Consider the following 24,387-nt stretch of genomic DNA (forward strand, 5'->3'; position numbering starts at 1 on the left):
ACGGTTGGATGGTGGCATGACAAACAAACTCCCCCATCCCGATCACGACCGCGGACTGGAGTTCGACCTGACCACGATGATGAGCCGCCGCTCCCTGGGCATGTTCCTTGGCGCGGGCAGCGCCGCCGCAGCCCTGGCTGCATGCACGCCAGGCGGATCAAGCTCCGGCGCCGGCCCGTCGGCGTCGAACGCTGCAACCACTGGGAGTGCAACGGCATCCGCGTCTGCCTCGGCAACCGCCGTACCGTCGCCCACATTGACCCGGGCAATCGCCGAATGCGGCGTGGAGATTCCGCAGGAAACGGCCGGCCCGTTTCCAGGGGACGGCTCGAACGGACCGAACGTCCTGGAAGCCTCGGGAGTGGTACGGCAGGACATCACCTCCAGCTTCGGCACAGGCACGGCCAAGGCCGAAGGGGTACCGCTGACCTTTACGCTGACGCTGCTGGATAACGCCAACGGCTGTGCGCCGTTGGCCGGTGCGGCCGTCTATGCCTGGCACTGCGACAGGGAAGGGAGGTACTCGATGTACGATTCCGGACTCGGGAACGAGAACTTCCTCCGCGGGGTCCAGGAGGCTGACGCGAACGGCCAGGTCACGTTCACTTCAATATTCCCTGGCGCGTACACGGGCCGTTGGCCGCACATCCATTTTGAGGTGTTCGAATCGATGAGCAACGCGACGGCGGCGGGCCAGGTGCTGGCCGTTTCGCAGATTGCCCTCACCCAGGCCGCGTGCGAGGACGTGTACGCCACGGCAGGCTATGAGTCCAGCGCCAAGAACTTTCTCCGCACCACACTCAAGTCGGACAACGTCTTCAGGAACGACGGCGGAATCTACCAGCTGGCCACTCTGACCGGCTCGGCCGCGGCCGGCTACACGGCGGGCCTGAACGTCACCATCTAGACTCGGGAGCATGCCTTCTCTTTCCTCCGCTGCAGACCACATCCAGGACCTTGGCGCGTATGTCAGCGCATCGCCGTCGAGCTTTCACGCGGTGCACGAAGCGGCGCGGCGTCTGGTGGAGGCCGGCTTTGTCCGGCTGGATGAACTGGAGCCTTGGGAAGGCGGTGCGGGTTCGTTTTTTGTGATCCGTGACGGCGCGCTGATCGCGTGGGTGGTGCCGGAGGGCGCCGGCCCCACCACAGGGTTCAGCATCCTCGGGGCGCACACGGATTCGCCCTCCTTCAAGCTCAAGCCCAAGCCGACTACCGGTGCGCACGGCTGGCTGCAGGCAGGTGTGGAGGTGTACGGCGGGCCGCTGCTGAATTCCTGGCTGGACCGGGAGCTGCAGCTCGCCGGCCGGCTGGTGATGCTGGACGGCACCGAGCACCTGGCCGCTACCGGGCCCCTGCTGCGCTTCCCGCAACTGGCCATCCATCTGGACCGGGCCGTAAATGAAGGCCTGACGCTGGACAAGCAGCGGCACATGAACCCGGTATGGGGACTCGGGAACCCTTCTGATTTCGACCTGCTGGCGGTGCTGGCTTCTTCTGTCTCCGGGGCCTCCGTTGATCCCGGGCAGATTGGCGGGTACGACGTCGTGATCGCGGATACGCAGGCGCCTGCGGTTTTCGGGGGGAATGGGGAGTTCTTCGCGTCCGGGCGGCTGGATAATCTTTCGTCCACGCATGCGGGGCTGGTGGCTTTGATGAAGCACGCTTCTTCGGCATCCTCTGGCGGCCCAGTCGCCGTTCTGGCCGCCTTCGACCATGAGGAGATTGGGTCCAACTCGCGTTCCGGGGCCTGCGGGCCCATCCTTGAGGATGTCCTGGTGCGTATCTCTGACGGACTTGGCGCGACGTTGAGCCAGCGGCGGCAGGCGCTGGCGGCGTCGTTCTGTGTTTCTGCTGATGCGGGGCACGCGGTGCACCCGAACTATGCCGAGCGGCATGACCCCGCCAACCATCCGGTCCTCAACGGCGGGCCGCTGCTGAAGATCAACGCGAACCAGCGGTATGCCACCGATGCGGCCGGTGCGGCGCTGTGGGCGCGGCTCTGTGCTGAGGCCGGCGTGCCCTACCAGGAGTTCGTATCCAACAACGCGATCCCGTGCGGTTCCACCATCGGGCCGCTGACCGCAACCCGGCTGGGGATCCGGACGGTGGACGTGGGGGTTCCCCTGCTTTCGATGCACTCCGCGCGGGAACTGTGCGGTGTGGAGGACCCGCGGCGGCTGGCTGCCGTGGCGGAGCTGTTTTTCCGGACCGCCGTGTAGGTCCTGCCCGGCTTCCGCTTAAGGCCGCAGGGCGGCCATCAGCTTGATGCACCTTGCGCGTGGTCCCTCACTAATGCACGAGGCATGCCGCATAGCATCTGCGGTTATCCACAGAGTGTGCGAGTTCGTGTGGTGGCTCCGCGAGCGTCCGCCTAGCTTTGAACCAGATGCCCTCCGGGGCGGTGTCCCAGGTTCCGGACATTGCCATTAACACCTGTGTGCATCAGCTGCCAAGGAAATACCACGAGAGTCTGGAACCGGTCGGACCGGTTTTTGTTCCATAACCAGGGGAGTGCAGACCCCGCGTTTACCGGAGCGCCCACCAGCATACGTTTGGAGCCCGCATGACTTCTGCACCAATTACTCCCACCGGAATGCCTCAAATTGACAGTAGTGCCCGGCGTCGCGGCACCGGGACAAGGCGGTGACGGCAATGATGACTGGGTTGGGCAACCTCTTGGAACCAGGTAAACGCGTCTTGTGGGTTGCCAGCTGCGGCGGTCACTTGGCCGAACTCAAGAAGATAGCTGACCTGTATTCACAGTCCGGACTTCACGAGAAGTGGGCCACCTTCGACACGCCCCAGTCCAGGTCGATCCTTGAGAGAGCTGATGTGCTTTACTTGCCCCGTGTGGGTACCCGTGACGCAAAGGGCACTTTGCGCGCTTTGGCCAGTGCCTGCCGGATCCTGCGGAATGATTCCTATGACTATGTTGTCAGTACCGGGGCTGCCGTAGCCGTCTCCTTCCTGCCGCTTGCCGCTTTGCTGGGATCCGAGGCCATCTACATTGAGAGCCTGACCAGGACACAGGGTCCTTCCACTACCGGAAAAATCCTCCAAAGATTTCCCCGAGTCCACACCTATACACAGTACGAAACGTGGTCGGATCCGCGTTGGAAGTATGTCGGTTCGGTCTTGGATAACTGGAAGGTTCGACGGCGGCCGTACCGTAAAGTCCGACAGGTACTGGTCACTCTTGGGACCATTCACCCCTATCGCTTCGACCGTGCTGTGGACGCCGTGGCACGGAGACTGCCTGAGGGATGCTCGGTCATTTGGCAGCTGGGTTCCACGACTCGAAACGACCTGCCGGGAACTGTCCACAGGGACCTTGGCTGGACGGACATGAACCGATTGATCCAGGAATCGGATGTTTTTGTTTGCCATGCCGGGGTGGGCTCGGTCCTCCAGGCTTTGGACAATGGAGTTGTCCCTGTACTGGCAGTCCGTTCGGCCAGCCTTGGCGAGCATGTGGATGACCACCAAGGATCTTTTGCGCACGAAATGATCCGGCGTGGCCTCGGGAAGGTGTTGGAGTTCTCGGAAGATGGAGCCGCAGTTCTCGAAGAGGCAGCTGAGCTGGAGCCGTACATTCCATCGCCTGCCTCAACTGTGGATTATGAGGAGCCACTACGCCGCGGGCCGGTCCTGCTTCCAGCCCGCCGTCTGGCTGCACATGCTCTGCCAGGGCACAGCCGCGAGCAAGTCCCCTCCCGCAGGCGTCCCTCCCGAAGCGGGCAGGCGAGATGAGCCGGGCAGGCAGTTCAAGGCCAAAGGAATCAGACGGTGAGTTCAGGCAGCACCAAGACCTCGATACGTGGCCGCGGTTCGCCGGCATTGACGAGTTCGCGGACGTTGCGGTTCTGGTGGTGACGTTCAATAGCGAAAGGGACATAGACCGGCTTCTCACGAGCCTTCGGCAAGAAGCGCAAGACCAGTCAATGAAGGTTATTGTGGCGGACAACTCTCCTACGCCCTGGACCTTGGATTCCATCTCGCAGCACGAGGATGTGCTGGCTTTTTCAACCGGCGGAAACTTTGGATACGCAGCGGCCATCAATGCCGCGTTGAAACGCGCCGGCGAAGCAGGATCCTATCTGGTGCTAAATCCGGATTTGCGGGTGCAACGGGGCGCCGTGCTGGCACTTCGCAGAAGGATGGCGGTCGCCGGCGCCGGAGTGGTAGTTCCACGGTTGCTGGATGAGGACGGGACCGTTTATCCGTCCCTGCGACGCGAGCCGAGTTTGTCCCGGGCCCTCGGTGATGCCCTGCTGGGCAGTAAAGTTCCAGGCAGGCCGGGCTGGTTGTCGGAAATCGACTATGCAGCGGCGAGCTACAGGCACTCCCATCCGATCGATTGGGCGACGGGCGCCGCGCTCCTCATTCGTTCCGATGTTGCCGGAAGGGTTGGCGGGTGGGACGAACGCTATTTCCTCTACTCCGAGGAGACCGATTTCATGCGCCGGGTTCGGGCTGGCGGTTTTTCCATTTGGTTCGAGCCGTCCGCCAAAATGGTGCACGCCCGCGGCGGATCCGGGAGCTCCCCGTTGCTGGACGCACTCCTGGGTGCAAACCGCATCCGCTACGTTCGGAAGTTCCATCCGGTTGCCTATGCAAGGGCCTTCCGCGCCGTCGTCGTTTTTTCTGCCCTGCTGCGCGCACCCCTTTCCGGGCGGAGGAGGATTTTCGGGCTCATCGCCCGGGAGTCCCGATGGAAGGAACTGCCCCACGCCGCCGCATTTCCGGCGCTGGAGGATGGCCCGGATGTGATCCCATACGGTGCCATAATCATCCCCGCCCATAACGAGGTTGCCGTGCTGCGCAGGACCTTGGAGGCTCTGACCCTTCCTCTGGCAAGCGGGCGCGTGGAGGTGATAGTCGTCTGCAACGGCTGCACCGACGGCACCGAGAAGTTGGCCCGTTCTGTAGCGGGGGTGCTGGTGGTTGAAGTAGCAAATGCGTCCAAGGTGGCTGCATTGAACGCCGGAGACTGCGCAACGAGCCTCTGGCCGCGGTTGTATCTGGACGCTGATATTGAGCTGCCGGTCCCGGCACTTTCTGCAACACTGAAGGCCCTCTCCGGGGAGCAAGGGCTGCTTTGCGCCCGCCCGGCTTTCCGCTACGACACGGACGGTGCCTCTTGGCTTGTAAAAGCCTATTATCGGGCACGCAACCGCCTGCCCCAATCCTCCGCCTCAATGTGGGGGGCAGGCGTCTACGGGCTGAGCCGAACCGGCCATCAGCGGTTAGGCAAGTTCCCTGATGTTTCAGGCGATGACTGTTTGGTTGACAGGCTGTTCGAAGGTAAAGAAAGGGCAGTCGTGGACTGCCTGCCGGTCACCGTCCGGACTCCGCGCTCCTCGAAGGCGTTGTTAATGACCTTAAAGAGGGTCTACAGGGGCAATTCGGAGCTTGGCGAATTGCCCGGCAGTACCCAGCGGACCGTGACGGAGTTGGCTGCGTCAGTTCATAGCCCTGCCTCGGCGCTCGATGCCTTGGTATACACCGGGTTCGCCTTGGCGGGCCGGTTGGCCCCCCGGCCCGTTAGGGCCTGGGAACGTGACGAGAGTTCGAGGGTCACATGAGACATTGTCCGGAAACGGCAGCAGGGGAGGCACCGTGAGAGTTTTGGTTTATCCACATGATATGGGTATGGGTGGGAGTCAGCTCAATGCTATAGAACTTGCGGCCGCAGTGCACAGCCGGGGGCATGAAGTCACCGTGGTGGGCCGCCCAGGTGCGTTGCAATCCAAGATCTCTGAACTAGGGTTGACCTTTATCCAACTGCCCCGCCCCGGCCGCCGTCCGAGCCTGCCCGTGGCCAGGGCGATAAGAGGATTGGTGTGCGAACGAGGTATTGATATCGTTCACGGCTATGAGTGGCCCCCTGCGCTGGAAGCCCTGCTGGGTTGCTCAAGAACGCCAGCGACGCCTGTTGCAACGGTGCTCTCCATGGCGGTGGCTCCCTTTATCCCGCGGCATTTGCCACTGATTGTCGGAACGGAACAAATCGCCCAGGCGGAGCGCGAACGGGGAAGAAGTTTCGTCCGGCTGATGGAACCGCCGGTGGACGTAACATCCAATTCCATTGAATCCCCATTGCCGATAAACGATATGGCCCATCGGTGGGGGATCCATCGCCGAGGGGTAACTCTGGCCATTGTGTCGCGGCTCGCCCGTGAGATGAAACTCGAAGGTATTCTCAGCGCAGTACGGCTGGTGGGCGGATGGAACGGACCGGAACCCCTCCAACTCCTCATAGTGGGATCCGGGCCAGCCCAAGATGAAGTGGCTGCGGCTGCGCGTGCCGCAAATGCGGCTGCCAAGGAACAACGTATTATCCTCACCGGCGAGATTGCCGACCCGCGCTGGGCTTATGCCTTGGGGGACATCATTCTGGGTATGGGTGGGTCTGCACTGCGCGGAATGGCAATGGGAAAGCCGGTTATCGTGCAAGGCGAAAAGGGGTTCTGGAAGACCCTGACGCCGGATTCCGTTGATGAATTCCTGTGGCAGGGCTGGTATGGAGTGGGGCCTGGCGAAGCTTGCGGTGTAGAAGCCCTCAGGAGCGAACTGACTCCCCTGATTGAAGATGTCAGGCTGCGGCAAGGAGTAGGGGAATTTGCCAGGACGCTGGTGCACGATCGCTTTTCTTTGGATCAGGCCGCAGCACGACAAATCGAGTACTACAACGAGGCGCGGACGCAGCGGACACTCCGTGGGGCACAGAATCTGAGCATCCTGCAAGGAGCGTATGGCCTGATCGGCCACGAGGTTCGACGCTTTGGGGAACGAATACAGGGAACCGTAGTAAATGACGATTTCAATGCCAGCCCGCTGGCCGGACAGTCACCCCACGAAAAGGCTGGCCGGCGATGAACGACATAACCGTCATCGCCGGCAGCCGCTGGGAAAATACCTTCGGTACCGACCACCGGTTGGCCCTTGCCTTGGCGGCCCAACACAGCGTGCTCTGGGTTGATCCTCCGGTTCCCTGGGCCGGACCGGCGGAGGTTGACCGTCCGCCGGCCCGCGCGAAACACAACCTCGACGCCATTGCGCCAGGGATCCTGCGGCTTCGCGTCCTTGTGCCGCCGGGCCCATACCGTGTGGGGTTGCGCATCTGGGCGGGACACCTGATGCAGCAAGGGATGAGGCAAGCACTTCAAGACACTGGAGCAAGGCCTGTAGTGACGCTTTCATTGTCGCCAACCCTCCGGCTTCCCGTCCCCGATTGCGGGGTGCGTGTACTTCACGTAACTGACGATTGGTTGGCCGGGGCGGCTTTGATGGGGCTATCCCGCCGCTACATTGCAGGCATCCTCCGCCGGAACTTCCTCGCGGCGGACATTGTCACGGCGGTCACTCCCCCTCTGGTGTCAATGCTCCAGGACATGAACCCGCGAGCCCGCGTTGAGCTGTTGCCAAACGGATGCGACATCGAAAAATGCTCCCCGGTGACGCCGGCGCAATCGCGAACGCCGGCCGTCGCCTTGATGGGGCAGTTGAACGAGCGCCTGGACTTCGATCTTCTCGGCAAAATTGCGGACACCGGCATTCCCATACACGTGATCGGGCCCCGACGGGACCATGACGTCGTTACAGCCAGGCTCCTGAGCGGGTTTTTGGCCCGTCCGAACGTGACTTGGTTTGGCGAAGTTCCGGTCACTGAGGTTTCCCGCCTTCTACGCCGGGCAACGGTGGGTATAACCCCTTATCTGTCCAGTGACTTTAACCGGGCAAGTTTCCCCCTTAAGACGCTCGAATACCTGGCCGCCGGACTTCCGGTCGTTGCCACGGACTCGCCCGCGGTGAGGTGGCTGGACACCGGCCTGATTCGGATCGGCAGAACCACCGAAGAGTTCGTTTCGCTGACCGTTCAGCATGCCCGGTGGCCTGTAAGTGAGGAGCAGCGTCGGCAAAACCAAGCCTTCGCGCGGCTGCATAGCTGGAGTGCAAGGGCGGCACACCTAATGAAGTTAACTGCCCCTTTCGCATCTTCTAAAGAGATATCAATGTTAGGAGGAATCGGTGAGTAGCGATGAATTAAAGATTCTGGTTGTGCCTAATTCATTGTTCTTCCCCCCATACTTGGAAGACTTGCACAAGTTGGAAAAAGCAGGTGATATACCGCGCAGTTGGGTGCATAACATCGAGGGTAAGGTTGACTACCTTGATCAGCGTTTACAGACCAATCCCTCAAAGTGGCGGCGTCTGGTGTACAAGAGATTACCTATGTGGGTGGTCCAAGTACTGGAAACGTACAGGGTGGGTCGGAACTATGATGCGGTCTTCCTCTGGAGTGTTGCCAACGTAACGCTTGTCCTGGCGATGCTGCTTCGGCTGACATACAGGCGCATGACTGTAGTGGCTCTATTCACGAGGATCATGGAGCCCAAGAAGGCGCGGTTGCTTAAGTTGGTGCATCGGAAAATTACCCGGATCATCCTGCCGCCAATCACTCAACGCGAGGCCCTGATTTCGCAACTGGGAGTTCCCGCCGAGAAAATAGTTGGCCTGCCCTGGACCACTGATTCAGATTTCTGGCACGAGGATAATCCGGGCTCCCCGCGGATGATGATCTCTGCTGCGGGTGGAGAAATGCGCGATTACCAAACCCTCGTTGGGGCGCTTGCGGGAACGGGAATTAAATGCCATATTGCCGGCGTGCTGGACACTGACAGGCAGGACTGGTGGAATGTTGCCGCCGACTGCGGACGTGCTGATCTTGATATGCCCGCAAATGTGACCTTTGGGACGATGCCGCCAGGGGAATTGCGCGAATTGTACGCGAAATCGCGTTTTGTGGTTGTTCCTCTTAAGCCGACGAACAGCGATAACGGAATTACATGTATGAATGAGGCATGGTCAATGGGACTGCCTGTTATCGTTTCACAAGTGGATGGGCAGCGGGGAGCTTTTGTTCACGGCGTGGAAGGCCTCTGGGTTCCGCCGGAAAACGTTGATGCACTGCGGGAAGCCATTCTCTCCCTGTGGAATGACCCTGCGATTGCTGCCGGGATGGGGGCTGCAGGCCGGCGTCTCGTGGAGACTGGCAAGACCAACCACATCTTCAGCGATGGGCTGAATCGAGTGCTGGCGGACGCTGCCCGTAGGTCCTGAACGGGCTCTTCGTGGTTGCTGGGAAAATGACTGCCACCATTCTCTTCAACCTGCCCGACTACCGTGTCATTTCCACCGCTGTTATTGCCGGCCGGCGGCAGGTGATCATCGAAACCAACCAGCTTCCGGGCTGCCCGGGCTGCGGGGTCATTGCGTCCCGAGGAAGGAACGTCGCCTTCCGCGCAGCAGGAGCATTCGGTGCGCCTGAGCCGAGAGTCAGACCCGCCTCACCAGACCATCCTGCCTCCAGCAAGCCGAGGCCGCCACGTCCATCAAGGAGCCAGACCAACCGGTCCACGACTCCATAGTGAAGAGCCCTTGAACGAGCATCAGCCCCCATGGATGCCGCTCCGGAACCAGGGGCGGTTTCTTAGTCAGAGAGCTTTACGATGTGAAACCCGGCGCACCGTCTGGACACGTTCGACCAAGATCGGGACTCCACTTGCAACTCCGACGGTCAACAGAATCATTGTGACCGTGGCGCGGCTGTTCCTCACATCGATGTAGCTAACGGAGGGCACGGCGGGAGACAACTCGGTGGTGATGCGGGAGGTCCCGGGAATACCTTCCGCGCCCTGGGTCAATGACGCGAGCTCCGCGATTCTCGTAACCAAAAGGGCCAGCGACCGGGAAGCACCCTCTGATGAGTCTGAAACCACCTCCACTGTGATGACTGGACGGCTGAAGCTCAGCTGCCATTGCCCGCCTGAACTCGGTATGTAGACGGCATGGGTGTTTTTGGCACCAGTTCCATATAGCGGGGCGGACGTAGTCCTCGGCGCGGTGCTCGGATATTCCGCGTTGACCTTATGTTCAACCATTGCTGCGAACGACAGGGTTTGTGTTGGATCTGCCTGAAGGAGATTCCCTCCAACCAACGCCTGTGGAGGCAGGAAGAGAACGTCTGCCCGACTGTAATACACGCCTTCCACGTGCTCAGTGGCGAACGTCATCGGCAGCATCATGGCGACGATAAGCAATGCGAGCCGACGCCTGCGGACTACGGTCCTTGCATTGGCTCGTGTACGCCGTAAAAACTGGATCCAGATGCCCATCATCGTCCCCCCGGAGCCAGACTAAACACGTTGCTTATGTTGCAGTAGGCGCCGCACAACCCCATCATCATGAAGAGCGTGCCGGCAGCTTGGGTAAAAGCGAAGGCGTCGAAGAATCCAAGAATCATTCCCCCGGCGAGCATCGACGCAAACAGGGCCGGACCCAAACCCCTCATGGGTTGGGCGTCCCACAGTTTTCGGTGGCGCAACGGTAGGACCATGGCCGTGAAGATGAGGCCCAACAGAGTAACGAGGCCTATTGCTCCGATCTCTATGGCGCTCAAGAGATACTGGTTATCAACAATTCTGTAGGCGGGGAGAAAGGTGCCAAACCCGCGTCCAAATAGCGGGCTGATTCCTAGAAATGATAACGCTGTGTCATAGCTGTCTGTCCTGGACGTGACGCTCGCATCCCCCTCCGTGAACATTGCAAGAATGGTGCTGGCCATCCCCGGCACTGCCACATACATTGCAAAGGACCCGATGCCTGCGGCGACGATAAGGACCTTTCGTGTTGTCCGGGGCCAGGTGGGCATGAGCACCAGGAAGACCGCCACTGAAGCCAGCAGCGCGGACCTTGTCACAGACAGGGCGGAAGCCATCGCCAGAAGCAGCACTGGAGTCCAGCGTCGGAAAGCTGACCTGTGCTTGTCATGAACGGCGAGGGCCAGCGATAACGGCAGGAGCATGGTCAGGACCACGGAGTATTCCAGCGGATGCACGGCAGTGGACACTGGACGAATGAAGCCATTCCGGGCACCGACTCCCGCGTCCGCCGATGCGGTCAGCCCCGGAATCTCGATGACGTCAACAAAGCTGAGGCCCGTAAAGAACTGGACGAGACCCAGGCCCGCGTACAGCGCGCCGAGCAAGCAAAGACGGCGTACAAGAAGGAGCAGGCGCGCTTCCGTGTCGATCCCGTCACTGGCCACGAGCAGTATTCCTACAAGAGCGGCGACGCGTATCAGCCCAAGATCTGCGACGCTCTGGTCAGCGACGGTGAGCGGGGACAACGCCGCAAACACGTAGCTGGCCATACAGGCGGCAAAAAAGATAAAGGCGATGACCCGGATCCATTGAACCGTCCTGCCGGCGTGCGCGCCGGCCGTGTTGATTTGATGCCAGCACCACCACAGCAGTGCCGCCATGGCCAGGACTGAGGCCAGTGCGCCGGCACCGCCCAGTGGTGCGATGCGGCGGTCTGACGGTACGACGTACAGCAGGACGGCATAAGCGGTAAGGACTGTGGTGGCGTCCGGCCTCACCTGCCCCAGTTCTCTGCGGAAGTTGGAGGGGGGCCACCTAAGGGCCTCAACGCTGCTCGTCATGTCAGGTTTTTCGCTTTTAGGGTGGGAAGTATCAATTCCTGTTCATTGCCTTGCAGTTCAACAGCATCGCCAACACGCCCGCCCGAAGTTGTCCGGGGTATCCGGGAGGAGGGCTCCAGAGCATCCTTCCGCCGCATTAGTTTCACCGGTAGGGACAGGTGTTCCGCCGCCGGGCCGGCCCGGCGGCCTCTCCGGTCTTTCCCGGCCGTCATGACCCGATCCAGTACTGCCGTGGCCAGCACGGTGAGGCCCAAACAGAGCGCGAGTACCGCCAACAGTGTGCGCAACTGATCTTTGATCATGAGCTCCGGTGCTTCGTCCTGGACAACCGTCATGACTTCAACCCGCGAAAAAGTGGGAATCCTCAGCTGGTCCTGCATCACCGAGAGGTTCTCTGGCACTGTCCGCACCACATCCTCCAGCAGTTGCATGGCATGTCCCCTGGAATCCCCAGTTGCAGTAATGAGCATGATGGGGCCGGGGGTAGTAGGGTCTCGCTCGACTGTGAAGCCTGCGTTGCCCCGACCCTCGATCAGCGGCTCTGCCACTTCCGGCGAATTCAGCCGGACCGTCAGCACGGTCAGGACTTGGTCCAGGCCGCCCATGTACAAGTATGGGTTTCCATTCTCCCCAACCAGTGAGGAGGGTGGAATAAGGACTGCGGTTGAAGTGGCCTGATACGAAGGAGGAACGACGGTCCAGGTAAGAAAGCAGGCTCCCGCCGACAGGAGTACCCCCGCAAGAACGAAATACCAGCGCCTAAGCAGACCGAGTCCGAGGTTATGCAGGAACATCGTCTACACCCCCTCCGCCCGACGTGCGGGACAGTTTGCGTTGTAATTCAGTAGCGACTTCATCAGGCACCTGGTTCCTCCTAAGGGAGTGGGAGGCCCACTCTGCCTTCAAACGGTCCAATCCGTCCCGCCCCAGCACGGCAAGGGTGGCGCGCCTGGCTACCGAACGGCCAAGATCCCTGATTGAGCGCTGAGGTGCCTGAATCAGCAAGTCCTTTAGAAGATCGCCCGCTGCGACATCTCCCACCCCGTCCAGCAGGGCACCGAAGTTTGGCCTATGGGACATGGGTGAAGTCCGGCGTCCCCTGACTCGATTGCTGACATTGGATCCGTGAATAACCTGCAGCCACGCCGGTTCTCCGCCTACCTGGATGACCTTCATTGTTTTACCGAGCAGATTGTGCCAAGTGGACCAGCACGTTTGAGCCGAATTCCAATCCTCCTGAACGGAACAAAACGCGTTGGAGCGGTCCGTTCTCGAGTACAGCCTGTCGCCGGAGCGGATCAGGCCGCGAACCAGGTAGACAGCTGCCCTGTCCGACTCAACCGGAACGCTCTGGAGGCGCTCGACGAAGTTCGCAGACAACGCATCGTCATTGTCGAGGTTGGTAGTAATGACATTCCTGTGCCTGGCTCCGCTGACCAGCTTCAGGTCATTAAGGAGGTCATCCCTGCTGACCTGAGCACGGTAAATGGGATTGAAAACGTGGGTTTGGCTGAGTTGCCCGACCTTATCCTTGAGCCATGCCGGACTTTGCGGATCAAAATAGATTATCCAGTGAAATGTCTTCACGGTCTGGTTTTCCACTGATGGGAGGCAGTACTGCTCGAAAAGTTCAACTCGGGAATGAAGCCACCCCTCTCTGCCCCGAACGAAACTCTCTGCTCCTGGTGAAGGCAGGTTGAACCGGGTCAACAGGATGTGGTCAAAGTTGCCGTGCATCGTCAATCCTCTCGGCAGTCACGGGATTCCTCACGCCGAGACTTCCTCGGGCGTCGTGCGTCCGACATTCCGGATCAGCCTGAAGTGCCTTGCTTGGCCCGCCAGCAAGGTGAGAGTCACAAGGACCGTCACGGTCCCGCTGGCAATCAGCGCATGGAAACTGTCTGGGATAAAGCTTGCGGCTGCCCATGCGAATAGTCCGTTGGTGGCTGATACGGCGAAGGCCGGCAGCAACGTCCGCATCAGTACCGAAACCTTTACTCCATTTCCGTGCAGCTGCCAGAGGTAGAGGGGAAGGACGACGAATCCGGCTATCACTGTTTGGGTCGCCGCCACGCCAGCCAGCCCGAACCACGTCGATGCGGTGACCAACATCGGAATCAACACCATCAGACTCTTCAGTTGGATCATCAGAACGGTCCCGGATTTCCCGAGAACCACTAAGAAGTCGTAGGCGAGATCACAGAACACTTTGCAGATGAGGGCCAGGGCAAGCCAAGACAGCACTGCTGCAGCCGGCAGCCATTCCTGCCCGTAAATGAAAGCCACTAAAGGGGCTGCGCTGCCTGCAAGGAACGAGACGGCAGGAAACGAAGCACTTGCCACTAAAGTCCAGATGGACAACAGAACCGCGTTCATTTCGGTCCTGTTGTGCTGCAAGGCAGAGAAGGATGCAGGTGCTACGCGCCGCAGCGGTTGGGCCAGGATACTGACGGGCCAGCTGGAGAGGTTGAACGCAACGGCGTAGAAGCCCAATACGGAGGCGCCGAGAACAGCACCAACGGTTAGTTGGTCGGCGTAGGCAACGGCAAAGAAGATGATGCTTGTCCCCGCCAACGGCAGGCCGAAACGAAGCAGGGGGCCAATCAGTGCGCGGTCGAGGCCGAACCGGTACGGGAGTGGCGAAGCCTTGAGGAACATCGCCCCTGAAATGAGGCTCCCCGCGACCCGCCCCACGGCCAAAGCCATGGCGCCCATGCCTGCAAGCGTCAAGGCGAGTGAAAGAACGGCGCCCACCCAGACGTTGGCCTGATCGATACCCAGCCTCTTCTTTTCCTGAAACTCCCGCTGTAACAAGGCAGCCGGTGAGGCTACGATCCCATTGATAAAGACGCTGATTATCAGCACCCGAATCACATCGGTGGCATCGGGGTCCCCGACAGCGGTAGTGAAGACCGGTGCGGCAACAATTGCCGCGATGCAGAAAAGGGCACTGCTGGCAACGGATATGGTGTTAACCGTCGGAACGATCCGTGCGGGGTCATCGGGCCACCGCACGATTGCCAGCGATACCCCCAGTTCGTTGAAACTGAGGACCGCCATCAGCGCGACCAGTGCCACCGCAAACGTGCCGAAGGATTCAGGCCCCAGGACACGGGCCAGCGCGATGCCGATGCCCAGCGTTCCCAACCGGGACAACACGGTGTTCAGCACGCTCCAGGCGAAGGCGCTGGAAGCCCCGGGGCGGATGGCGGTACCTGTCACAATGCCTCCATCGCCGGACGTAACTCCTCAACTACCCGCTCCTGCTGCTCTGCACTGATATGCGGGTAGAGCGGCAGCGACAGAATCTGTCCCGCAGCTTCTTCGGCTACCGGGAAAGACCTCTGCGGAAAACCCGATTCGGCGTAGGCGCCGCTCAAGTGCACCGGCACCGGATAATGGACTCCAGCCTGGATCCCCGCGGCTTGAAGGGCTGCCAGGACGGCGTCACGGTCAGGAACCCGCACCACATACAGGTGCCACACATCCACATTCCCGGGTGCCTCACAGGGGACAACAACACCGGGAACATCGGCAAGCAGTTCCGTGTATCGTTCAGCGGCCGCCCGCCGCAGGAGATTCCAGGACTCCAGGCGGGCCAGCTTCGCTTTAAGCACCACCGCCTGGACGGTGTCGAGCCGCGAGTTCATGCCAACAGCATCATGGCGGTACTTTTCCGAGCTGCCGTGCGCGCCCAGCATCCGAACCCGGGCGGCAACGGAAGAATCGTCTGTCAGGACCGCACCGGCGTCACCGGCCGCCCCAAGGTTCTTCCCCGGGTAGAAACTCGTGCCCGCAGCCAGGCCAAATGTCCCGGCAGCCTTTCCATACCGCGTCGCTCCCTGGGACTGGGCGGCGTCTTCGACAATCACGGCCCCGCAAGCCTCGGCGATCGGAACCAACTGCTCAACAAATGCCGTCTGCCCAAAGAGGTGGACTGGAACAATGGCCTGCGTCCGGGAGGTGACGGCAGCCGCGACAGCAGACGGAGAAATCAGCAAATACTCCGGGTCCACGTCCACAGGAACGGGTACCGCCCCGATCCGGCTGACGGCCTCCGCGGTAGCGATAAAGGTATTGGCCGGAAGAATGACCTCCCCGCCAGGGGTTACGCCTCCGGCCCGCAGGGCCAACTCCAAAGCGTCGGTCCCGTTGGCAACGCCCACGCAGTGCCGTGCCCCAAGAAAGGACGCATACGCCTCCTCGAACTGCCCGACGGCGGGACCCCCTATGAAGGACGCCCCCTTCAATACGTCTGCCAGTTCCGCCATGACCTCTTCATGGACTTCCGCCTGCTGCGCGGCAAGATCCACCAGCAGCACAGGCCCAACAGCGAACCGGACATCAACTTCGGCACTCACCGGACACCCCCAAAACTAAAACTTTCCCGATCAATCTCGTGCGCCGGCACACCCACCCAGGTCTCGCCGTCGGGCACGTTGCTGAGCACCGCGGCACCCATGCCTACGGTGGCGTAGGCACCCACCGAGGTCCGCTCGCGGACGCTCGCATTCATGCCGAGGTACGCTGCCCGGCCGATCCGGACTCCGCCGCCCAACGACACTCCCGCAGCAAACGTGGCAAAGTCAGCCACGTCGTCGTCGTGCGTGAAGGTCACGGACGGCATGGCCACCACGTGGGACCCGAGGGTGACTGCCGCGGTCATGGTCACGTTGCGCAGCAGGATGCTGCCCCGACCGATCCGGCACCCCTCGGGGTACTGCACGGTGGGGTCCACCGCAGTGGCATACCGGGCCTCGTTCAGCCCCATCGCGGTGAGCCGCTCCACCACGGCCTCCCGTGACTTCCCCGAGCCAATGCACACCAGGATCAACGCGTGGGTGTACCTTCCGGCGTCGTCAATCGTCCCCAGCACTGGGGCGCCGTCCACCGTTACGCCAGCCATTTCCTTGTCGTCATCCAGCAGGCCCACCACGTCGTACTGCCCGCTGGCCCGCACCATCGCCAGGACTTCACGGGCCAGTCCGCTGGCGGCAATCAGGATCAGCTCGCTCATGTGGCCACGCCTGTGGCGGCGCCGCGGATGGTGCTGATGATCCTGCTTAGGCTTTCGTCGTCGAGTTCGTGGAAGACCGGGAGGATCAGGGTCCTGTCGTTGAGCCGTTCCGTGTGCTCCAGCAAGGAATTGCCGGTGTCCCGCCAGCGGTACGCCGGTTGCCGGTGCGCCGCCATGATGCCCCTCCGGGCAGAGATGCCGGCCTCCGCCAGACGGGCCAGCAGGCCTTCGCGGGTAGTGGCGAAGCCGGGCAAAACCTCCACCCACAGGGACTGGAAGTTGCTGGTCCCATACGGCGGGTCGGACACCAGCCGCAGCCCACGCAGCCCGGCGAGTCCGGCAACATACCGCGCCGCGATATCACGGCGGCGCTGCACCACCTCAGGCAGCCGCCCCAACTGCACAATGCCGACGGCGGCCTGCAGGTCCGTCATCCGGTAGTTGAACCCCACCTCCAGGTAGACCTCCGGCGGGGCGAGCACCGATCCATGCCGGTCCGCGGCGGACACACTCATCGAGTGCTCGCGGAGCGCACGCGCCCGGGCGGCCCAGTCGGCGCGGTTGGTGGTCAGCATTCCGCCTTCGCCGGTGGTGAGGATCTTGCGCGGATGGAAGGACCACACCGCTACGTCCGCCCTGGCGCCTACCGGCCGGCCCTTGTAGGTGGATCCAACGGCGCAGGCAGCGTCTTCGATAACGGTGATTTCATGCCGGTCGCACAGTTTGCGGATCGGATCCATGTCCAGCGGCACACCGCCCTGGTCCACCACGATCACCGCCCGGGTATCAAGGGTCAGGGCCGCGTGGATGGTCTCCGCAGTCACGTTCCCGGTGGCGGGATCCACATCGCAGAACACGGGGCGGGCCCCCACATAGGTGACCGCGTTCGCCGTCGCGATAAAGGACAGCGACGGTACCACCACGTCGTCGCCCGGGCCGATGCCCGCCACCACCAGCGCCAGGTGCAGGGCTGTAGTGCAGTTGGAGGTGGCGACGGCGTGCCGCACCCCCTGCGCGGCGGCGAACGCTGTTTCGAATTCCTTAACCTTCGGCCCCTGGGCCACCCAGCCCGAGGCAACCACTTCCGCCAGGGCCTGGGCTTCTTCTTCCCCAAGCCAGGGCTTCATGACGTTGATCCGGGCAAGGACGGCTTCCGTGCTCATTTGGCACCGACTTTCCGTGTCGCCGCGATCTCGTCCCGGAGCGGCTTCCACCAGGTGACGAGCTCCCGCAGTCCTTCGTCGAGGTCCACTTCGGCCTTGAACCCCAGGTCGCGGGCAGCCGCCGAGGTTTCCGCCAGGCGCCGGACCACCCCATTGACCTGCCGCGCCTGCCCGTGTTCAACCGCCAGGTCGGAGCCCATGACGCGCAGCAGCGCCTCCGCCATCTCCAGCAGGCTCGTCTCGGTTCCGCTGGCGATGTTGTAGATTCCCTCCCGGACACCGCTGGCGGCCGCAAGGACATTCGCCCGCGCCACATCGGCCGTATAAACGAAGTCCATCGTCTGCTGCCCGTCCCCAAAGACCAGCGGCGGCCGGCCGTCCATGATCCGCTCCATCCAGCGCACCAGGACTTCGGTATAGAGCCCGTGGACATCCATCCGCGGGCCATAGACGTTGAAGTAGCGGAGCATCACAAAATCCAGCCCGGTCATCGCGTGGAAACTGCGGGCCATCCCCTCGTTGAAGGATTTGGCGGCCCCATAGAACGTGTCGTTATTGGCGTGGTGGTGGCTCTCGCGGGTGGGGAATTCCTCCGCCATCCCATACACCGAGGCACTCGATGCAGCCACGAGCTTGTCCACCTTGTGCTCGGCCGCAGCTTCGAGGATGTTGAAGGTCCCATCCACCATGACCTCCAGCGCCAGCCGCGGTTCCTCCGCGCACTGCGTGATCCGGATGGCCGCCTGGTGGAACACCAGGTCCTTGCCCCTGGTCAGGTCATGGACCAGGTCGCGGTCCCCGATGTCCCCGTGCACCAGCTCCGCCTGCCCGCTGGCCAGGGCTCCGGCCAGGTTGTCGAGGCGCCCGCGGACCAGGTTGTCCAGGACCTCCACACGGCTTACACCCGCTTCGAGCAGCGCATCCACAAGCGTGGAACCGATGGTTCCCGCTCCGCCGGTCACCAGGACGGTGGCCCCTTCAAGCCGGCTCACCGCGCACGCTCCAGTTCGACGCCGGAGGCTGCTTCTGTGGCGCCGGTACCCTCCACCGGGGAGGCGTGGCCGTCCAGGCTCAGGCTGCGGGTCACCGCTTCGAGGACGGAAAGGACCCGCAGGCCCGACGCCCCGCCGGTCCGAGCCTCCTGGCCGTTGCGGATACAGAAGGCCAGTTCGGCCACCACCTGCCCCAGCGCCTCACGCTCAGGCAGTGCGGGGGACCAGGTGTCCCCGAGCCGGTAGGACACGGCGTCGGACGCCTTCTCGCCGGCCGACTTCGGCTGACGGTCCAGGCTGACGCCCCGGTCGTACACGCTGAGCCGCTGCTGCGGGTTCAGGTCATCCCACACGAGGGTCCTGAGGGATCCTCCGATCACCATCTGCCGAATCTTGGTGGGACTGAGCCAGTTCACGTGGACGTGGGCCGTGGCATCGTTGGGGAGCCTGAAGTTCAGGTGCCCCACGCAGTCCCGCCCGGTTCCGAGCGGGTCGGCGCCGAACGCCGAGACTTCGGCCGGGTTCAGTCCGCCGGGGAGGACAAAATCCAGGATGGACAGGTCGTGCGGCGCCAGGTCCCAGAACACATTCACGTCGGGCTGCACGAGCCCCAGGTTGATCCGGGTGGAATCCACGAACAGGATTTCGCCGAGGGACCCGGCCTGCACCAGCTCCTGCATCTTCAGCACCGCGGGCGTGTAGCAGTACGTGTGGTCCGCCATCAGCACCAGACCCCGTGCCTTGGCTTCGGCCACCATTTCCAACCCATGCGCCCGGCTGTCCGCCAGCGGTTTTTCCACCAGGACGTGCTTCCCGGCACGCAGTGCTGTCATCACGGTGCCGTGGTGGGTGCGCGCCGGCGTGGCGATGGCCACGGCGTCCACATCAAAGGTGTCCAGCAGCTCATCAAGGGACTCGACCACCGGGATCTCCCCCAGCGTGGCGGCCAGCTTGCGGGCCCGTTCGATATCCAGGTCGCAGATGGCTGCCAGGTCCCAGTCGGGGCTTGCCTGCAGGTTGCGGGCCAGGTTCGGTCCCCAGTATCCGGCTCCGACGACGGCGATCCTGAGTTTTCGGGCAGGCTGGCGGTGGGTGGGGGTGTGGAACGGATTGGGGAATGTCCTCATGTCACTTTCTTTCGGGCAGGGGTTGTTAGTAGGCGCCGGACGGCTGGATGACTGCGCGGAAGGTCCGCCACAGGATCAGCAGGTCGCCGGCGATGGACCAGTTTTCGACGTAGTAGAGATCCAGCCGGACGGCTTCATCCCAGGAGAGGTCGGAGCGGCCGTTGATCTGCCACAGCCCCGTGATTCCGGGTTTGATCAGCAGCCGGCGGCGGGTGTGGCGTTCGTAGGCGCTCACTTCGCGGTCCAGCGGCGGGCGCGGACCCACCATGCTCATGTGGCCCGCCATCACGTTCCAGAGTTGCGGGAGCTCGTCGAGCGAGTACTTGCGCATCCAGCGCCCGCACCGCGTCACCCGCGGGTCATCCTTCATCTTGAAGAGGACGCCCGCGCCCTGGTTCTGTGCGTTCAGCTCCGCCAGGCGTGCTTCGGCGTCCACCACCATGGACCGGAACTTGACCATTCCAAAGACACCGCCGTTCTTGCCGATCCGGTCTTGGCGGAAGAACACCGGGCCGGGGCTGTCCAGGCGCACGATCAGGGCAAGGACCAGCAGCAGCGGCGACAACACCAGGGCAGCGGCGAGGGCCATGGCCACATCCATGACCCGTTTCAGTACATGCTTGGCGCCGCTGTACTGCGGAATGTCCACATGCATCAGGGGCAGGCCTTCCACCGGCCGCCAGTGGATCCGGGGCCCCGCAACGTTGGTCAGGGTGGCCGCCAGGACCATCTCTGCGGAGCATTCTTCAAGCTTCCAGCCGAGTTCGCGGATGAACTGGTTGCCGCCGGGAAGCGGTCCTGCCACGATCACCGAATCGGCTTCCACCAGGCGGACAGTGCGGGCGATGTCGTCCGTGGAGGACAGAACCGGCACCTGGGCGGCGTCCACGCTGAGGGTGGTGCCGCGGCGGGCTCCCGGGAGGCAGACGCCAAGGATGTGGTAAACAGGTCCGGACTTCCGCGCGACCTGCCGGACAACGTACCTGACGTCTTCCGGATCGCCCACAACGACTGCCCGCGAGAGGTGGCGTCCCTTCGCCTTCTCAGCCGAGAGCCGCCGTCGGAAGAGCCAGCGGTTGGCGGTCAGGGACACCAGGCCCAGCGGGAGGGACGCGGTGACGAAGGCCGCGGCGCCGTGGACGGAGAAAACCACTGCTGCGATGGCGAGCAGCCCGAAGATCCGCAGGCTTGCCGATGCGACGCGCTTGTATTCATCGGCACCCACCCCCAGTACCTTCGCGTCGCGGGTGCGGTAGATCTCCAAAGCCGAGGGCCACAAAAGGGCGACGGCGGCAGCGGTGACCAATGTGCCGCCGTCGCCGGGTTCCCCGGAAGCAAGCCCGACACTGGAGAGCTGGTATCCGGCGAATACGGCGCCCAGGACCAGGAGAGAGTCGGTGGTGCGGAGGAAATTGATGTGCCGGGCGAGCCACGAGGCGGTGGCCTTGCGCGCGGGGACTAGGGGTGCTGATGCCGTGCTCACTGATGCTGCCGAGGATAAGCGTGCAGCTGCTGGAGCGCCCGTTGGCGGCAGCAGGAACCGGGTTCCTGCGGTTTCCGCCGCCGCCAACGGCGCTGTTGACATCCGCTGTGCAGCAGCGGGCGCAACGGGCCAGCTGAAGGCAGTGCCCCGGGTCTTGGCCACTGGTATCTCTGCCATGATGTCCCCTTCCCGGCGTATCCGCCTTATGTTCTGGCCGTGAAGCAAAACTAGGGTCAAAACAGCTGCCGTGGCGGGGATTGGAAGGGCTGTTGTGGATGCAGCGGACGCACAGTGTGGAAAATGCGGGTACCTGCAAAGGCCGGAATGGGCCCTAAAGTACGGGCAATACGTACGGCTCGCGGGCCGCACTGTCCTTGCCGGCAGCAAGGGCCGTGAGCTGCGCGCGCGACTCCACTCCGAGCTTGCGGTAGATCGCGGTGAGGCGTACTTCGACGGTCCGGACGGATACGTAGAGTGTGGCCGCGATTTCCTTGTTGCGCATGCCGCGGGCCACCATCTGCGCCAGCGACCGTTCATGGTCGGCAAGCATCAGCATGGCCGGATTGCCCTTGGGCCGGGACGGTTCCACCCGCTCATCCAACAGCAGCGAGTCAACGTGCTGTGCCCAGGCGTCGGCTCCGGCCTCATCGAACATGACCTTCGCGCGGAGCATCGCATCGCGGGCCTCCCGCAGCCGTCCAAAGGCGCCCAGCCGCTCCGCGTAGCAGAGCAGGGTCCGGGCCCGTTCCTGCAGCGAGTCGTGGCCGTTCCGGCTCTCAAGTGCCTGGCAGAAAAGCTGAAGTGACTGATCCCCGTCGGCGAGCATGGCCCGGCTCCGAGCCACCACCATCATGAGCCACGGTGACCGCAGTCCCACCGACCGGCTTTCGAGCCGGTAGAGCGCCTGGCTGGCCTCGCGGTGCCGGCCCAGCCGTACCAGGACCTCCACCAGGTCCGCCTCGCACCGGAGCAGCGTGGGGTTGCCGAATTCCAGGCCCAGCTCGGCCGCACGTGAGAGTTGGGCCAGTGACTCCGCGAGGTTGCCGCGCATCAGGGCGAAGTGGCCTTGGATGGCGGCAAGCTGCGCGGTGATGGACGGGTGGCTTTCCGCTCCGGAGAAGTGCTGGGCGTCCGCTGCATACACCCGCGCCAGCTCCTCATCCCCGAGGGCGTGCGCCCGCCACACCCGGAAAACGGACCGCATCCCCCGGTGGTATTTCATTTCCGGTTCGTCCAGTTCCAGGTCTTCAATGAGTTTCACGGCAGTCCTGACGTTGCCGGCGCGGATCTCGTTGTCCACGGCAAGGAAGGCTGCGGTCTCCCGCCAGTTGATGTGGCGCGGTTCTGCGGAATTCCGCACCATCGCGAAAGCTTCCTGGGCAAGGCCATGATGCTCGGCGTAGCTCAGGGCCCGGCCGTGCACCAGGAGGCCGGCCACCCAGGCATTCCCCGCCTGATCGTTTTTGCGCTTGAGGTTTTCCGAATTCCCGCCGACCGCTTCCGCCAGCAGTTTGGCCTTCTCGGCCACGGCAAGGCACTCCGCAGAGGCGGCGCCCTGGAACTCTTCGGCGTAGCGGAGCAGCGCGGCGGCATCCTTCAGCTCCCAGCGTTCGGCGAAGTACAGCGCACCGGCGGCCAGCAGTTTGGCCGAGTACGCCGGATCATGCTGTCCGAACTCCTTAACCAGGCGCAGCACCATACTTGCCCGCACTGAGGCACCTTGAATGAACTCGATCTCGAAGGACAGCCCGGTCAGCCGAAGGATCAGTGCGGGGTTCCGGGTCACCCGCCGTGCCCAATCCAGGTAACGCCTGGCGTAAACGAATTCGCCGCGGTTGAACAGCAGTTCGGCAACCGTGGTCAGCCGCGCGGCCGTTTCCGCCTCCCACGGATTAATGGTCAGGGCCCGCTCGATGTATTCGACGGCGAAGGGCACTTCCCCCGTCCTGATCAGCTCCACCGCGTAGCGGAGGAGGCCAAACGGCGTTTGCCGCTCCAGTGCAGTGAAGCTCAAGTGCCATCTGCGGGCGTACAGGTCCGAGTCGCTGGCCGCTTCGGCCAGTGCCCGGTGGCTGGCGGTCCGCATGGCAGGGGTCATTGCCGAGAAGACGTAGCCACGGAGCAGTTGGTCCCTGATCCCCAGATAGGGCCCTGACCGGCTGATCATGCCGGCGGCCAGGAGCTCATCCACGCCGGCCCAGACGTCACTGTGGACCTTCTCCAAGGTGGTGATCCCGCTCCGGTAGGACAGCGACAACAGATCAAGGGCCTGCCGCGCCGCCGGCGAGAGCCCGCCCAGGGTGGCCGCAAATTCGGCTTCGAAGCTGCCCCTGGACGGCAGCGGAACGGGGAGGGCGTACTTTCCCTCCGCCTGGCGTTCCAGCAGGGCGGAGTAAAGTTCGACGGCGGCCAGCGGGTTCCCCTGTGACGCTGCGGCAACTGCGTGTACAGCCGCCGTCGCGGTCTGTCTGGCTGGAATGGCCTCCAGCATACGGACGGTGTCGTTGTAGCCCAGTGCCCGCAGCGGGAGGACGGGAAGGCTCGAGAAAGGGCTGTCTGCTGTGTCTTCACGAAGGCTGGCGAAAACGGCAAGGTCGGTTCCGGCCAGGCGCCGGGCGAGGTAGCCGATGATTGCCTGGCTGCTCGGGTCCAGTTGGTCGGCGTCGTCAATCACCACTATGGTCCGGGACGAGGAACGCTGGTGCAGCCCGTTGAGCAGCATGGTGGAAACCGCCGCCACGTCCAGGGCCCCGGAAGAATCGCGGAGAAGTTCATCGGCGATCCGGTTCAGGACCGGATCATCCATGCCGTTCAGAAGGGCTGTAATACCGGACAACGGCCAGTCCGATTCAGAGACGCTGGCCCTCAGGAACACCGTGCGGTAGTCCGAAAGCCGGGGAATTTCGCCCAGTAGAGCTGACTTTCCCATGCCGTGTGAACCCACAACGGCCAAGGCACCTTCCTTGGGACCCCTGATCACCGAAAGGATCCGGCCGAGTTCCTTGCTTCTGCCAAATAACGACATGGGACCCCATCCATAGAAGAAGGAGACCACTTTCTTGCCTTATCGGTTCCAGCATTTGATGCACTGCACCAGCC

Annotated in this window: 19 protein-coding genes; 7 read left to right on the forward strand and 12 right to left on the reverse strand. The window is 62.8% G+C overall.

Features of this window, described 5'->3' with window-relative positions; genetic code table 11:
- Positions 1 to 16: 16 nt before the first annotated feature.
- The 7 genes from BMX78_RS11150 to BMX78_RS11180 all read left to right on the forward strand — a co-directional run bounded on the left by BMX78_RS11150 (position 17) and on the right by BMX78_RS11180 (position 9,123).
- The gene (locus BMX78_RS11150) at positions 17 to 907 is read left to right on the forward strand and encodes an intradiol ring-cleavage dioxygenase (RefSeq protein WP_091419411.1); all 891 of its coding nucleotides are present in this window, start codon (positions 17 to 19) and stop codon (positions 905 to 907) included.
- Positions 908 to 917: 10 nt separating this feature from the next.
- Positions 918 to 2,219 (forward strand): M18 family aminopeptidase, encoded by a 1,302-nt coding sequence (locus tag BMX78_RS11155; RefSeq protein WP_091419413.1) that lies wholly within the window; start codon positions 918 to 920, stop codon positions 2,217 to 2,219.
- A 436-nt stretch (positions 2,220 to 2,655) separates the two neighbouring features.
- On the forward strand, positions 2,656 to 3,750 hold the full coding sequence (locus BMX78_RS23665; protein WP_353615438.1) for a glycosyltransferase: 1,095 nt from the start codon (positions 2,656 to 2,658) through the stop codon (positions 3,748 to 3,750).
- Positions 3,747 to 5,585 (forward strand): glycosyltransferase family 2 protein, encoded by a 1,839-nt coding sequence (locus BMX78_RS11165; RefSeq protein ID WP_091419417.1) that lies wholly within the window; start codon positions 3,747 to 3,749, stop codon positions 5,583 to 5,585. The genes BMX78_RS23665 and BMX78_RS11165 overlap by 4 nt, the downstream gene beginning before the upstream one ends.
- A 34-nt stretch (positions 5,586 to 5,619) precedes the next feature.
- Positions 5,620 to 6,879 carry a glycosyltransferase family 4 protein gene (locus tag BMX78_RS11170; RefSeq protein WP_091419418.1) on the forward strand — a complete coding sequence of 420 codons (1,260 nt, stop codon included), beginning with the start codon at positions 5,620 to 5,622 and terminating at the stop codon, positions 6,877 to 6,879.
- Positions 6,876 to 8,039 (forward strand): glycosyltransferase, encoded by a 1,164-nt coding sequence (locus BMX78_RS11175; protein ID WP_091419420.1) that lies wholly within the window; start codon positions 6,876 to 6,878, stop codon positions 8,037 to 8,039. Before BMX78_RS11170 ends, BMX78_RS11175 begins: the two co-directional genes overlap by 4 nt.
- A complete protein-coding gene (locus BMX78_RS11180; protein ID WP_091419421.1) occupies positions 8,032 to 9,123 on the forward strand; it encodes a glycosyltransferase in 1,092 nt (363 codons plus the stop codon). Before BMX78_RS11175 ends, BMX78_RS11180 begins: the two co-directional genes overlap by 8 nt.
- 374 nt (positions 9,124 to 9,497) lie before the next feature.
- Here BMX78_RS11180 and BMX78_RS11185 read toward each other — a convergent pair whose 3' ends face one another.
- The 12 genes from BMX78_RS11185 to BMX78_RS11240 all read right to left on the reverse strand — a co-directional run bounded on the left by BMX78_RS11185 (position 9,498) and on the right by BMX78_RS11240 (position 24,313).
- Positions 9,498 to 10,103, reverse strand: a complete 606-nt coding sequence (locus BMX78_RS11185; protein WP_139204917.1) for a hypothetical protein — start codon at positions 10,101 to 10,103, stop codon at positions 9,498 to 9,500.
- A 74-nt stretch (positions 10,104 to 10,177) separates the two neighbouring features.
- On the reverse strand, positions 10,178 to 11,326 hold the full coding sequence (locus BMX78_RS11190; RefSeq protein WP_170850785.1) for an O-antigen ligase family protein: 1,149 nt from the start codon (positions 11,324 to 11,326) through the stop codon (positions 10,178 to 10,180).
- Positions 11,327 to 11,502: 176 nt separating this feature from the next.
- The gene (locus BMX78_RS11195) at positions 11,503 to 12,111 is read right to left on the reverse strand and encodes a hypothetical protein (protein WP_139204918.1); all 609 of its coding nucleotides are present in this window, start codon (positions 12,109 to 12,111) and stop codon (positions 11,503 to 11,505) included.
- A gap of 175 nt (positions 12,112 to 12,286) precedes the next feature.
- Positions 12,287 to 13,243: a glycosyltransferase gene (locus tag BMX78_RS11200; protein ID WP_091419429.1), complete on the reverse strand. Its 957-nt coding sequence runs from the start codon at positions 13,241 to 13,243 to the stop codon at positions 12,287 to 12,289.
- 30 nt (positions 13,244 to 13,273) lie between these two features.
- Positions 13,274 to 14,677: an oligosaccharide flippase family protein gene (locus tag BMX78_RS11205; RefSeq protein WP_286138913.1), complete on the reverse strand. Its 1,404-nt coding sequence runs from the start codon at positions 14,675 to 14,677 to the stop codon at positions 13,274 to 13,276.
- A 47-nt stretch (positions 14,678 to 14,724) separates the two neighbouring features.
- Positions 14,725 to 15,867 (reverse strand): DegT/DnrJ/EryC1/StrS family aminotransferase, encoded by a 1,143-nt coding sequence (locus BMX78_RS11210; RefSeq protein ID WP_091419431.1) that lies wholly within the window; start codon positions 15,865 to 15,867, stop codon positions 14,725 to 14,727.
- Entirely contained in the window at positions 15,864 to 16,523 is a 660-nt protein-coding gene (locus BMX78_RS11215; RefSeq protein WP_091419433.1) for an acetyltransferase, read from the reverse strand. Before BMX78_RS11215 ends, BMX78_RS11210 begins: the two co-directional genes overlap by 4 nt.
- Positions 16,520 to 17,686 carry a DegT/DnrJ/EryC1/StrS family aminotransferase gene (locus tag BMX78_RS11220; protein WP_091419434.1) on the reverse strand — a complete coding sequence of 389 codons (1,167 nt, stop codon included), beginning with the start codon at positions 17,684 to 17,686 and terminating at the stop codon, positions 16,520 to 16,522. Before BMX78_RS11220 ends, BMX78_RS11215 begins: the two co-directional genes overlap by 4 nt.
- Positions 17,683 to 18,678 carry an NAD-dependent epimerase/dehydratase family protein gene (locus BMX78_RS11225; protein WP_091419436.1) on the reverse strand — a complete coding sequence of 332 codons (996 nt, stop codon included), beginning with the start codon at positions 18,676 to 18,678 and terminating at the stop codon, positions 17,683 to 17,685. Before BMX78_RS11225 ends, BMX78_RS11220 begins: the two co-directional genes overlap by 4 nt.
- Positions 18,675 to 19,805 carry a Gfo/Idh/MocA family protein gene (locus BMX78_RS11230; RefSeq protein ID WP_091419437.1) on the reverse strand — a complete coding sequence of 377 codons (1,131 nt, stop codon included), beginning with the start codon at positions 19,803 to 19,805 and terminating at the stop codon, positions 18,675 to 18,677. The genes BMX78_RS11225 and BMX78_RS11230 overlap by 4 nt, the downstream gene beginning before the upstream one ends.
- A gap of 25 nt (positions 19,806 to 19,830) precedes the next feature.
- Entirely contained in the window at positions 19,831 to 21,465 is a 1,635-nt protein-coding gene (locus BMX78_RS11235) for a sugar transferase (RefSeq protein ID WP_286138914.1), read from the reverse strand.
- Between the two features lie 154 nt (positions 21,466 to 21,619).
- Positions 21,620 to 24,313 carry an AAA family ATPase gene (locus BMX78_RS11240; RefSeq protein WP_091419439.1) on the reverse strand — a complete coding sequence of 898 codons (2,694 nt, stop codon included), beginning with the start codon at positions 24,311 to 24,313 and terminating at the stop codon, positions 21,620 to 21,622.
- Positions 24,314 to 24,387: the final 74 nt, after the last annotated feature.

The organism is Arthrobacter sp. OV608 (genome assembly GCA_900110595.1).
Classification (GTDB): Bacteria; Actinomycetota; Actinomycetes; order Actinomycetales; family Micrococcaceae; genus Arthrobacter.